At 50.3% G+C, this 11,466-nt stretch carries 12 protein-coding genes; 7 read left to right on the top strand and 5 right to left on the bottom strand.

The window, feature by feature from the left end; translation table 11 throughout:
* Positions 1-181: 181 nt before the first annotated feature.
* Positions 182-1,285 carry a TauD/TfdA family dioxygenase gene (locus tag B9Z32_RS12740; RefSeq protein ID WP_108421795.1) on the top strand — a complete coding sequence of 368 codons (1,104 nt, stop codon included), beginning with the start codon at positions 182-184 and terminating at the stop codon, positions 1,283-1,285.
* A 75-nt stretch (positions 1,286-1,360) separates the two neighbouring features.
* Here the strand turns inward: B9Z32_RS12740 and B9Z32_RS12745 are convergent, their stop codons facing one another.
* Entirely contained in the window at positions 1,361-1,786 is a 426-nt protein-coding gene (locus B9Z32_RS12745) for a heme-binding protein (protein WP_108421796.1), read from the bottom strand.
* Between the two features lie 111 nt (positions 1,787-1,897).
* On the opposite strand from B9Z32_RS12745, the gene B9Z32_RS12750 reads away from it, so the two are divergent.
* The 3 genes from B9Z32_RS12750 to B9Z32_RS12760 are packed head-to-tail and all read left to right on the top strand — an operon-like array spanning position 1,898 to position 3,866.
* Positions 1,898-2,494 (top strand): carboxymuconolactone decarboxylase family protein, encoded by a 597-nt coding sequence (locus B9Z32_RS12750; protein WP_108421797.1) that lies wholly within the window; start codon positions 1,898-1,900, stop codon positions 2,492-2,494.
* A gap of 5 nt (positions 2,495-2,499) precedes the next feature.
* Positions 2,500-3,210, top strand: coding sequence for a 3-oxoacid CoA-transferase subunit A (locus tag B9Z32_RS12755; protein ID WP_108421798.1), 711 nt, complete (start codon positions 2,500-2,502; stop codon positions 3,208-3,210).
* Positions 3,207-3,866 (top strand): 3-oxoacid CoA-transferase subunit B, encoded by a 660-nt coding sequence (locus tag B9Z32_RS12760; protein ID WP_108421799.1) that lies wholly within the window; start codon positions 3,207-3,209, stop codon positions 3,864-3,866. Before B9Z32_RS12755 ends, B9Z32_RS12760 begins: the two co-directional genes overlap by 4 nt.
* On the opposite strand, the gene B9Z32_RS12765 is transcribed toward B9Z32_RS12760, so the two are convergent.
* Both B9Z32_RS12765 and B9Z32_RS12770 read right to left on the bottom strand, forming a co-directional pair.
* On the bottom strand, positions 3,823-5,061 hold the full coding sequence (locus B9Z32_RS12765) for an MFS transporter (protein ID WP_108421800.1): 1,239 nt from the start codon (positions 5,059-5,061) through the stop codon (positions 3,823-3,825). The genes B9Z32_RS12760 and B9Z32_RS12765 overlap by 44 nt on opposite strands.
* A 281-nt stretch (positions 5,062-5,342) precedes the next feature.
* Entirely contained in the window at positions 5,343-6,338 is a 996-nt protein-coding gene (locus tag B9Z32_RS12770) for a tripartite tricarboxylate transporter substrate binding protein (RefSeq protein ID WP_158268214.1), read from the bottom strand.
* 179 nt (positions 6,339-6,517) lie between these two features.
* Here B9Z32_RS12770 and B9Z32_RS12775 point away from each other — a divergent pair, with 179 nt between their 5' ends.
* The 3 genes from B9Z32_RS12775 to B9Z32_RS12785 are packed head-to-tail and all read left to right on the top strand — an operon-like array spanning position 6,518 to position 9,305.
* Entirely contained in the window at positions 6,518-7,027 is a 510-nt protein-coding gene (locus B9Z32_RS12775) for a flavin reductase family protein (RefSeq protein WP_108421802.1), read from the top strand.
* Positions 7,028-7,054: 27 nt separating this feature from the next.
* On the top strand, positions 7,055-8,143 hold the full coding sequence (locus tag B9Z32_RS12780) for an LLM class flavin-dependent oxidoreductase (protein ID WP_108421803.1): 1,089 nt from the start codon (positions 7,055-7,057) through the stop codon (positions 8,141-8,143).
* Positions 8,144-8,183: 40 nt separating this feature from the next.
* Positions 8,184-9,305, top strand: coding sequence for an amidohydrolase family protein (locus B9Z32_RS12785; protein WP_108421804.1), 1,122 nt, complete (start codon positions 8,184-8,186; stop codon positions 9,303-9,305).
* Here B9Z32_RS12785 and B9Z32_RS12790 read toward each other — a convergent pair.
* Both B9Z32_RS12790 and B9Z32_RS12795 read right to left on the bottom strand, forming a co-directional pair.
* On the bottom strand, positions 9,297-10,523 hold the full coding sequence (locus tag B9Z32_RS12790) for an acyl-CoA dehydrogenase family protein (RefSeq protein ID WP_108421805.1): 1,227 nt from the start codon (positions 10,521-10,523) through the stop codon (positions 9,297-9,299). The genes B9Z32_RS12785 and B9Z32_RS12790 overlap by 9 nt on opposite strands.
* A gap of 9 nt (positions 10,524-10,532) precedes the next feature.
* Positions 10,533-11,453, bottom strand: coding sequence for an SMP-30/gluconolactonase/LRE family protein (locus B9Z32_RS12795; protein ID WP_108421806.1), 921 nt, complete (start codon positions 11,451-11,453; stop codon positions 10,533-10,535).
* Positions 11,454-11,466: the final 13 nt, after the last annotated feature.

Here is an 11,466-nt window from a genome sequence, read left to right on the forward strand (position 1 = left end):
AAAGAAGCCTGAAGTGTAGGGACAGATGGTGCTCTCAAGCAAGGTCAAATCATTGGTGTTGTCCCTATGTGAGAAATTGGCACGTCTTTATTCAGTAAGATGGCTTTTGAAGCGTCGAAACTCAGCAGGTATTTGGCTTCTGTGGTTTCTGCCTCAGGCTATTGGAGTAAAGCAAAGTGTTATGAGTTCCTTCATTCAAACCAATCTAGAGAAACCGCGTGCATGGTTTCCAAAAGAGCTTCGTCAAGATTTCTCATGGATTCACCATCTTAGCCGTGAGGCCGTGATTGAAATTGAGCAAGCGCTGCAGCACGCCAAGGCCACTCAAAAGTCGTGGCTTCAAATGACAGCTAACGATTTCCCACTTCAACGCCATGCCAAGCAAGCCATTGATCAAGCATTTGCCGTCACACAAACGGCTTATGGCATGTGTCTTTTAAAAGGCTTTCCCGTAGAGCGTTGGTCAGTCGAGGATGCGCGCTTGGCGCACTGGGGCATTGGATTGAATGTAGGCGTAGCCAGAACTCAAAATCGGGCCAGTCAGGTGATGAACGATGTGCGTGACGAAGGCGGAAGCTACAAAGTAAAAAACGGGCGAGGGTACAACACCAATGCTGGTTTGGATTTTCATGTTGACTCCTGCGACGTTGTGGCCTTGCTTTGTTTGCAAACCGCCAAAACAGGTGGTACCAGCAAAGTAACCAGCTCCATCGCAATTGTGGACGAAATCAAACGCCTGCGGCCTGACTTGATTCCTGTGATGCAGCAGCCTTTTTATTACAGCTATCAGGGCACCAACGATGCTACACAGCCCCCTTTTTACAAATGCCCCATTTTGGGCAACGAGCCTGATTTCTTTGCATTGCGTGCAAACCGAAAAAATGTCACGGCGGCCCAAGTCGATTTCCCTGAAGTGCCACGCTTAACTCCAAAGCAAATTGAGTTGTTAGATCTTTTGGACGAACTGCTGCCCGATGACAAATTTTGCTATTCGATGCAACTCGATCGCGGCGATATGCAGTTGCTCAACAACTACGTGGTCATTCATTCAAGGACCAACTTTGAAGACCACGAAGCGCCAGAGCTAAAGCGCCATTTGTTGCGGCTTTGGTTGAGCATTCCACAAGGGCAGCGCTTGCCGTCCTTGTGGAAAGAGTATTTTGGCGAGATTGAAGCTGGCTCAGTGCGAGGCGGCGTGAGGGGTAACCAAATTACCGAAGAGTTTTTGGCTTATGAGCGTCGCCAAGCTGCCAATTTGGGAATGAAGCTTTTGCAGAAGGTTTGAAGCATTGACGCTTCAAACCTTGATTGGCGTGAGATGTGGCTAGAAATAGGCCTAGAAATAGGCCCAGAGGCCTGCTTAGTCGGTTATCAAGCCGCAGGCCTTGACGCCAGCTTTGCAAATGATTTCGTCTTCATCGCCCGTGCCGCCACTGGCACCCACGGCTCCCAGCACATTGCCATTGGCATCTTTGATCAAGACGGCACCAGGTTGAGGTAAAAATTTTCCTTCTGCTGTAGCCGAAAGGGTAATGAAAAAGTTAGGGTTGTCTTTGGCTCGTTCGGCCAACGCACGGCTGGAAATGCCCATGCCAACAGCACCCCATGCTTTGCCGCGAGCAATGTCAAAGCGAAACATGCTTGCACCGTCTTCGCGGCCAAAAGCCACCAACTGGCCGGAAGCATCCAATACGGCTATGCCCATGGGCTTGTAATTGGCTGCGCGAGCCGCAGCACGAGCGCCCTGAATAATGTGATTGGCTTGATCGAGAGTAAGTTGGTTCAAAGTAGTCTCCAGTTGAGTGTGTATTGGGGGATCAGTGTGTCTTAGAATAACTTTTAAGAGCCGGTTTATGCGGTGCTTACTTTAACAGCTTGATTTTATTGAATGACAAAGATGAATGATTTGAAATTAGGAACCCCTGCGCTTGACCGCATGCCTCCCATACCCGATGACCAAATGTCGGGTGAGCAAAAAAGAATTATGGATGAAATTGCAGCAGGACCGCGAGGCCGAATTGGAGGTCCCTTCATTCCGCTGATGCGAAGCCCTGAGTTGATGGACCGATTGCAAAAAGTGGGTGAGTACCTGCGTTTTCAAAATACAGTGGGCTATCGCAATTCTGAATTTGCAGTTCTGATTGTGGCCAGACATTTTTCTCAGCCCGTCGAATGGGCCATCCACCGGCCTATTGCCGAAAAGGAAGGGATCTTGCCTGCCACATGCGATGCCATCGCTGAAGGCCGTCGCCCCGATGGCATGACGGATGACGAAACGCTTATTTACAACGTGCTCGAAGAGCTTCACACAAACCGCAGCTTGAGCGATGTCACCTATCAGCAACTTCTCAAACGTTTTGGTGAGCAAGGGGTAATCGATTTGGTAGCGCATTATGGTTATTACAGTTTGCTGGCCATGACCATGAATGTGGCTCGTACGGCGGTACCTGCAAATGCCATTTCTGTTTCCGAGTTGAAATCTATTCCCGGTTAAGCAGCATGATCAATAAGTTTGTGGACAGCGTGGCAGATGCCTTGGCCGATACACCCGATGGTGCAACGGTTTTGATTGGAGGCTTCGGCACTGCTGGCATTCCCGATGAATTGATTGAAGGGCTTTTGCTTCAAGGCGCCAAAAATTTAACGCTGGTGAACAACAACGCAGGCAATGGTGAGCATGGCTTGGCCGCATTGCTTAAGGCGGGGCGTGTTCGCAAAATCATTTGCAGTTTTCCAAGACAAGTCGACTCGTATGTCTTTGACAGCTTGTACCGTTCCGGTCAGGTTGAATTGGAGCTCGTTCCACAAGGCAACTTGGCCGAGCGCATTCGTGCTGCAGGGGCCGGCATTGGCGGCTTTTTTGCAGCCACAGGCTATGGCACAGATCTGGCCAAAAATCCCGATGGCACATTGAAGGAAACCCGTGAAATCAATGGCCGAATGTATGTTTATGAAACCCCTATTCATGGCGACTTGGCGCTCATTCGGGCCGAACGTGGCGACCGCTGGGGAAATCTCACATTTCGCAAAGCTGCCCGAAATTTTGGTCCCATCATGGCCATGGCCGCACGCAAAACGGTTGCCACTGTTTTTGAAAAAGCGGAGTTGGGCGAAATGGATCCAGAAACTGTCATCACGCCTGGCATCTTCGTGCAAGCTGTCGTTCACGTTGAACGTGTGGCCACTCAAGCTGGAGGCATCAAAGCATGACTTATGCACGCCGAACCAAAGATGAACTGGCTGCCCGTGTTGCACAAGATATTCCGGAAGGAGCCACCGTCAATTTAGGCATTGGTCAACCTACTTTGGTTGCCAACCATATTCCTTCTCACCTTGAAATTTTGTTGCACAGCGAGAATGGTATTTTGGGAATGGGTCCTGCGCCTGCAGCCGGCCAAGAAGACTACGACCTGATCAACGCCGGCAAGCAGCCCGTTTCGCTGCTGCCAGGGGGTTCTTATTTTCATCATGCCGACAGCTTTGCCATGATGCGAGGTGGTCATCTGGACATTTGTGTGCTGGGCGCTTTTCAAGTCAGTGCCACTGGCGATTTGGCCAATTGGCATACGGGAGAAGTCGACGCTATTCCTGCCGTAGGTGGTGCCATGGATTTGGCCATCGGTGCCAAGCAGACATGGGTCATGATGGACCTGCTGACCAAGCAAGGTCAGAGTAAACTGGTTGACAAATGCAGCTACCCCTTGACGGGTATTGGCTGCGTGAAAAGGGTCTATACCGATTTGGCCACGCTGGCTTGTTCGCCTTCGGGCTTAAGGGTGATTGATATGGTGCCAGGCTTGAGTTTGGAAGATTTGTCGCAACTTATTGGTTTGCCACTGGCTTTACAGGCTTCGTCGCCAAAATAAAACACAGCGAGCCTAAGGCCGAAAGCAAAGCAAGTAGGCTGAATCCCAATTGGTAATTGCCAGTGAGGTCGGCCAACACACCTGCCACCATCGGTCCGGCAATTTGCCCCAAAGCAATGATGGCCGCAGACAAGCCCAATATAAGGCCAATGGCGTTGCGACCAAAATAATCTGCCCGAATGGCTTGCATGAACGGGCCGCGCAAGCCCCAAGCAACACCGTGAAAAAGACCAAATGCCATGAGCATGGTCATGTCGTTGGCAAAGGTGAGGCAAACCATGCCAAGGGCATGCGCTAGCATGCACAGGGCGGCAACTTTTCTTTTGTCAAACATATCGCCCAAAGTGGCCCCCATGAGGATGCCCACCAGTTGCGCAAAGGTCATGATCAAGATCACCCAACTGGCGGTGGCCACCGAATAACCCAAGCCTTCTTTCATGTGGGTAATGGCATGGACATTGACAGCCGACACAACAAGAAGTGCAAGACCATGGCCAATGGCAAGCATCCAAAATGCCCTTGTTTTGACGGCTTCTGCCGCAGTGAATTCAACTTGAGGAACTGCTGGCACATCGCCTGATTCAACCGTTTTGAGTGCGGGATCAATGCCATCAACATGCTCGCCATGGTCTTCGGGCCGCCTCAAAATCATGCCCGCCATGGGGAGGCCAAATAGCAAGACCAGCAAGCCCGTGCCACCTGCGGTGTAGCGCCACCCCCAGGTTTGAATAGACCAAGCCATGAGGGGGACAACCAAGCCGCCCAAGGCCAAGCCCAAACTCATGATGGAAAGAGCCCGTGCTCTGAATTTTTCAAACCATTGAACCAAGGCAACCGACAGCGGGAAGTAACCGCTGAGGCTAGCCCCGATGGCCATCAAAATTGCACTGGTATAAAAAGTAGCAACGGCATTCACCTGACTTAGCATGAGCAAGCCAGCACTGAATAGGACCATCCCTAAGCGGATCATTTTTTGAGGACCCACACGGTCCATGATCCAGCCCAAGACGGGGCCAATGATGGCGGCTTCGACGGACTGTAGTGCAGCGGCACCCGACAAAGTGGTTTTACTCCAACCCATTTCATCTGAGAGCACGGCAATGTAAAGGCCAAGTGCTTGTGTCAGAAAGGCAGCTAGCAAAAACTGAATACCACAGGCTGCGCCCACCATGCGCCAACCGTAAAAAATTTTCATGAATCAGAACAGCCAGGTTTGCGTTGAGTGTGAGGATTTGCCGAATGAGTTTAGCATTCAGCAAGAGGCGATTTAAGCCATTGACGGGCCTGTGACTAAATGTCTCAAGGGGTCGAACTTCTGGGTGCTACTTTTCACGCAACTGATGGCGCACAAAGTGAGATGCCCCGAGTAAAGCAAGCCGTAGGGCTTGTTTCACTCGGGGCATCAATTCAATCGCTGCTTGGTTTTAACTAGGCAGCGTTTGCAAACTTAGCAAACTATGTCAACCTACCAAGCTGTTATTCAGCTTTGATGTTGTTGTCTGCCACCAGTTTGGCATATTTGCTTTTCTCGTCGGCCAAGAAGGCTCTGAATTCATCTTGGGTGCTTGCCATGGCTTCAACGCCCAATCCTGCAAAGCGTTCTTTCAGGTCTTGATTGGCCATGATTTTGACCAAGGCGCTTTGATAGGCATCCACAATGGGCTTGGGCGTTCCGGCGGGCAAGAAAACACCCCACCAGTTAACGGCAACCAAACCATTCAAGCCACCCTCAGCAAATGTGGGAATTTCTGGTGACAAAGGTGAGCGCTTTCCGCTGGTAATGGCCAATGCACGCAGACGACCCGATTTGATGTGTTGGTTGACGGGCAAGGCGTCAGAAACCATGAGGTCAATTTGACCGGCCAACAAATCATTGACGGCCAAGCCACCACCTTTGTAGGGCACACCGACCATTTTGATGCCAGCCTGTCGCATGATGAGTTCACCAGCCAAGTGTGACATGCTGCCAGGACCACTGGTGCCGAAGTTAAGCGAATTGGGTTTGCTTTTACCTGCGGCCAAGAGCTCATTTAAATTCTTGTAGGGAGAGGCGCTAGGCACGACCAAGATATTTGGACCTGTTGCCGTAAGAGAGACAGGAATGAAGTCCTTGTCCATGTTGTAAGGCACTTTGGAAATGAGTGGGTTCACAGATGCAGGGCCTAAATTGCCCACCACAAAGGTGTATCCATCGGCCGGTTGACGAGCGGCAAACTCCATGCCGATAGAGCCAGCAGCACCGGGTTTACTTTCGATGATGACGGGTTGGCCCCACACTTCGCTGAGTTTTTGGCCCATGATGCGCGCCATGAGATCTGAGCTTCCACCTGGCGGATAGGTCACTATCAGTTTGACTGGTTTGTTGGGGAAGGCTTGGGCTTGCGCTTGGGTATGAAACAAGCCACAAGCGCTTAGCACAACAAGTGAAGCTTGAAAAAAATTCTTCCACCGAGGGGCCTTGAGAAAATTCACAGTGTGTCTCCTTGTGAGGTTTATAGAAAATCTTGACTTCATTTGATTTCCTTGACGCTATGTTACAGATTCACCCAAATTTTTGATGAGTATTTACCCACGAAAAAGTGTCGATAAATGCCTGTTACTTAGGGAAAATACCAACCTGTTGAGTCCGTTCAGCACTTTAAAGTAATCAAATGAACACCAAGATCAACACAGTATGGGATAAACGCGATTTGCGCAAGGCTTTAGGTAGCTTTGGCACTGGCGTCACAGTGGTTACTTCAGGCAACTCGCAGTCGCGATGGGTGGGGGTCACAGCCAACTCTTTCAGCTCGGTGTCCTTAGAGCCACCCATTGTGCTGTGGAGCTTGGTTTCAACGTCACCCAATTTGGAAGTGTTTGATCAAACCGAACGCTTCGTTATCAATGTGCTTGCGCTAGAGCAAGTCGAACTTTCCAAGCAATTTTCAAAACCCCTCACTGACAAGTTTGCAGGGGTTGAATGCGTCGAGGGACTGGGCGGTGTGCCCGTGATCCAAAACTGTGTGGCCACCTTTGAATGCAAAACCGTCCAGAGAATCTTGGTGGGCGATCATGTTTTGTTTTTGGGCCAAGTTGAAAATTATGTATATGAAGGCAAAACACCATTGCTGTTTTGTCAGGGGCAGTATGTGCAGGTTGCAGAGGCCTTGCAGAGCAATTAACCACCATTCAATTTATTCGGAGTACTTATGAAATACAGCACCTTTATGATGCCTTTGCATCCCCCAGGACGCAATGTGGGAGAAACCATTGCAGAGGACAGAGAAGCGATTATTTTGGCCGATCGTTTGGGGTTTAGCGAAGCCTATGTTGGTGAGCATGTGACAGACGCCGCAGAGACGGTAACGTCTTCCATGATGTTTTTGGCAAGTCTGGTTTCAGAAACGAAAAACATCATGTTGGGCACAGGTACCATCAATGTGCCCAACTCACATCCAGCAGCCATCGCTGCCCAAGCGGCCATGTTGGATCACATGCTTCAAGGCCGATTCATCATGGGTGTTAGCCCAGGTGGCTTGATGTCGGATGCAGAGGTCTTTGGCAACTTCGGTAAAGATCGCAATGCCATGTTTGTTGAAGGCATCAACATGGTGTTGAAGATTTGGGAATCTGAGCCGCCCTACGACTTAGAAGGAGAGTTTTTCAAGGTCTCAGTGGGCAGAACTATGATTCCAGAAATTGGACAAGGCTACATCATGAAGCCTTTCCAAAAGCCTCATCCCCTCATTGTGGGAACCGCAGTCGCTCCTTTTTCCAAGGGCGTGACAGAAATGGCCAAGCGTGGCTGGCAACCCATTTCCGCCAACTTCCTCATGCCCGAGTGGGTGAACTCACATTGGCCAAAATATGTTGAGGGTCGTGCTGAGATTGGAGCCGTGGCGCACCCCAATGAATGGCGAGTTGCCAAGAGTATTTTTGTGGCTGATGATGAAGCCACAGCCAAAAGATATGCATTGGAAGAGGGTGGTCCCTATCACTTCTATTTCAAGCAATTGGTGCGAAAACTGTTGAACGGTGGACGCAGCAATTTGTTCAAAACCGATCCCAATATGGACGATGCATTGATCACGCCTCAATATGTCACCAACAGATTGGTCTTGGCTGGAACGGTCAACTCAGTCGTCGACCAAATATTGGCCTTCCGCGATGAAGTGGGCGATTTTGGCAACTTGCTGTATGCCTGCCACGACTGGATGGACCCAGCGCTGGCCAAGCGCTCTATGGAACTTTTTGCCACTGAAGTGATGCCTAGGGTGAACGCCGCCATTGGCCGATAATCCCGTTGCATGACCCCCCATTTTTTTTGAAGGAACATTCATGATTTTCACTTGTGCCCCAACTTGCAAGCACCCTTATCACAACCATGGCAAAGAAGCCAAGGGTGCGAAAGGCATGTTTACCTCCTTGGCCACCAAAAAATTGGCGAAACGCAAAGACGGGCATCTGAATGTGGATGTGCATTGCCATTATTTCAACCCGACTGTCGGACAAAAAGCGGCAGTCATGAAGCCTATCGAACAGGAAGTTGGGCACATTTATGCCAACCAATTGACGCGCGATACCAACGCCAAACAAATGCGTGACCGGGCTCCCATGTTGTCAGATGTGTCGGTGCGAATTCAAGACATGGATCGCATGGGCATTGACATTCAAGCAGTGTCACCCGCACCCTTTCAGTACTATTATTTTGCGGAGCCAGCGTTTGGCGCAGAACTGGCACGAGATGTCAATGAAGGCATGGCCAAGTTGGTTGCTCAGCATCCCGACCGACTCATTGGCTTGGGCACAGTGCCTTTGCAAAACGCTGATCTGGCTGTTAAAGAACTCAAACACGCCATCAAGAACTTGGGTTTGCGTGGCATTGAAATCAACACGCATGTCAATGGCAAAAATTTAACCGATCCTTCTTTGAAGCTTGAAAAGTTTTTTGCAACCGTCAGTGAACTGGGCGTTCCCTTGTTCATTCACCCCAATGGTTTTACCGAAGCCAGCCGACTTGAAAATCACTACTTCAACAACGTCATTGGCAACCCTCTAGACACCACCATCGCTGTCAGTCATTTGATTTTTGATGGCGTCATGGAGCGCAACCCTAAGTTGAAAGTGTTGCTGGCACACGCTGGAGGCTACTTGGCGCACTACTGGGCTCGCATGGACCATGTGTACGGCGCACGCCCTGATGGCAGAACGGTGATCAAGCGCAAACCTTCCACCTATCTGGAGCGGTTTTACTTTGACACTATCACCTTTGACCCAGGCATGTTGCGCAACATGATTGATCGTTTTGGACCAGACCACGTCATGTTGGGTACAGACTACCCATATGACATGGCCGAGGTTGATCCGCTGGGCTTGGTTTCTGCAGTGAAGCGCTTGCCCAAAAGTGATCGCGATTTGATCACTGGTGGCAACGCCAAGAAACTGTTTAAATTAAAGTAACAGTCCACCTTGTGGCTGCAGACCTAAGGCGCTTTGTCCATAGGCTGCAGCATGAATGTCCCATGTGAGCGCAATGTGAGTGGAAGATGCGTGGATGTCTCTGAATTGCCTCTGTAGGGGGGAGTTAAGTGACAATCCGCCTCCACCAGCAGCAGGCATAAGTGCATCAATGCTGCGAACTGCCAAATTGGTGGCAAATGCCGCATTGCGTTTCCACCGCAATTTGGTTTCCATGCTTGGAAACTCGTTTTTCTCTACGGCGTTTTCAAGATCGGTCCAATCGCGCCGAATAACTGATTCTGCAAATTCAACGCAGGCCGCTGCTTCAGCAATGCGCGCTTGAACAGGTGCCAATTCAGCAATGCGAGCTCCTGTGTAGGTGCCGGCTCGGTTGCGCATGTTGGCAGTAAATTGTTCGACAGCTGCTTTCGCAGTACCCAAAGGCACAATTGACAAAACATAGGCATAGGCTGCAAAGGTGGGCATTTGAAACAGCTTGTTGCTGTAAAGCTTGGCACCTGGCAAGTTTTGGCCAGCAGCAAAGATTTCTGCAGACACACTGAGGTGATCGGGCACAAATGCATCAGAAATCACCACTTCGTGGCTGCCTGTGCCGCTCAAGCCGTAGGTTTCCCAATTGTCTAGGCTTTTGTAATTGGCCTGTGGTACTAAAAAGAATCGTCTTTGAGGCGCACCACCATTTTGCTCTGTCATGGCACCCACCAAGATCCAGGTGCAGGCATCAATGCCGCTGCAGAATGGCCATTTGCCTGTGAGTTTGTAGCCACCTTCAACAGGCACCGCTTTGCCGCATGGGAAGGCCAGGGCGGTAGCCGCCAATGCAAATGGATCGTCTCCCCACACATCTTCTTGGGCGCGCATTTCAAATTGGCCAACGTTCCATGAGTGTGAAGCCAAGTTGGAATAGACCCAGGCCGTTGATGCGCAGCCCTTGCAGATTTCTAAAGTTACGTCCATCAAAACCCCAAGACCTAATTCGGATCCACCAAATTGTTTGGGTTGCATTAACCTCATCAAACCGCTCGCATTGAGTTCCTCAATGGATTCGTCGGGAACGCGTCGAATTTTTTCGGCATGGGCTGCACGTTCGGCAAACAAAGGGGCTAGTTTTCTGGCAATGCCAATGGCTTCTTCGGCAGTAAGCACGGGAGTAGTCTGAATGGCCTGAGCGTGTGAAGAGATAACGCGTAGATTCATGATTGTCCTTTAGCCGTTGACTTTGAGATAAACCGAATAAAGCGATGTGGTTCCGCAAATGAAAAGTCGATTGCGTTGCACGCCGCCAAAGGTGAGGTTAGCCACCATCTCTGGTATTTTTATTTTACCAATCAGTTGTCCATCTTGTCTGTAGCAAATAACCCCTTCCGCAGAACTGGCCCACAGTCGATCTTGTTGATCGATTCGGAAGCCATCAAAGAAACCAGAGGGGCATTCTGCGAAGACGATGGAGGAGCCTAGCGTTTTGCCTGAGGCATCTACATCAAAGCGGCGAATGTGTTTGGGCCGATTGTGACCCTCAGTGCCACCGCTGTCGGCAATGAACAAATGTTTTTCATCGTTGGAAAAGGCCAAGCCATTGGGGTGGTCAAAGTCATTGGCGACTTGCGCCACTTCCAAGGTGTGAGGATCGATGCGGTAGACATGGCAACCATCTTGTTCCATGCGGTCAATTTTGCCTTCGTAATCGGCGATGATGCCGTAGTCGGGGTCGGTGAACCAAATGGAATGGTCTGACTTGATCACCACATCGTTGGGGGAGTTCAAGCGCTTGCCATTGAATTTGTCAGCCAGCACCGTGATGCTGCCGTTGTGCTCAGTCCGGGTAACGCGTCGGTTGTAATGCTCGCATGTGACCAATCGACCTTGCTGGTCTACTGTGTTGCCGTTGGCATAACCTGAAGGGTGGCGGAACACAGAAACAGAACCATCGGTGTCGTCGTATCGCATGATTCGGTTGTTGGGTAAATCAGACCACAACAAATAGCGCCCACCACCAAACCATGCGGGACCTTCTGACCAACGGCCACCCGTCCATAGCCTTTCAACTCGCGCATGGCCTACGAAACAGCTTGCAAATTCTGCTTCGATGACCTGGAACCCACTGCCTTCAATTTCGCCGTAAAACATGGATTTCCTAAGG

Source organism: Limnohabitans sp. MMS-10A-178, assembly GCF_003063375.1.
Classification (GTDB): domain Bacteria; phylum Pseudomonadota; class Gammaproteobacteria; order Burkholderiales; family Burkholderiaceae_C; genus Limnohabitans_A.

Coding starts and splice junctions, on each gene's coding strand:
- B9Z32_RS12740 (WP_108421795.1), top strand. CDS start 182: ATGAGTTCCTTCATTCAAACCAATCTAGAGAAACCGCGTGCATGGTTT.
- B9Z32_RS12750 (WP_108421797.1), top strand. CDS start 1,898: ATGAATGATTTGAAATTAGGAACCCCTGCGCTTGACCGCATGCCTCCC.
- B9Z32_RS12755 (WP_108421798.1), top strand. CDS start 2,500: ATGATCAATAAGTTTGTGGACAGCGTGGCAGATGCCTTGGCCGATACA.
- B9Z32_RS12760 (WP_108421799.1), top strand. CDS start 3,207: ATGACTTATGCACGCCGAACCAAAGATGAACTGGCTGCCCGTGTTGCA.
- B9Z32_RS12765 (WP_108421800.1), bottom strand. CDS start 5,061: ATGAAAATTTTTTACGGTTGGCGCATGGTGGGCGCAGCCTGTGGTATT.
- B9Z32_RS12775 (WP_108421802.1), top strand. CDS start 6,518: ATGAACACCAAGATCAACACAGTATGGGATAAACGCGATTTGCGCAAG.
- B9Z32_RS12780 (WP_108421803.1), top strand. CDS start 7,055: ATGAAATACAGCACCTTTATGATGCCTTTGCATCCCCCAGGACGCAAT.
- B9Z32_RS12785 (WP_108421804.1), top strand. CDS start 8,184: ATGATTTTCACTTGTGCCCCAACTTGCAAGCACCCTTATCACAACCAT.
- B9Z32_RS12790 (WP_108421805.1), bottom strand. CDS start 10,523: ATGAATCTACGCGTTATCTCTTCACACGCTCAGGCCATTCAGACTACT.
- B9Z32_RS12795 (WP_108421806.1), bottom strand. CDS start 11,453: ATGTTTTACGGCGAAATTGAAGGCAGTGGGTTCCAGGTCATCGAAGCA.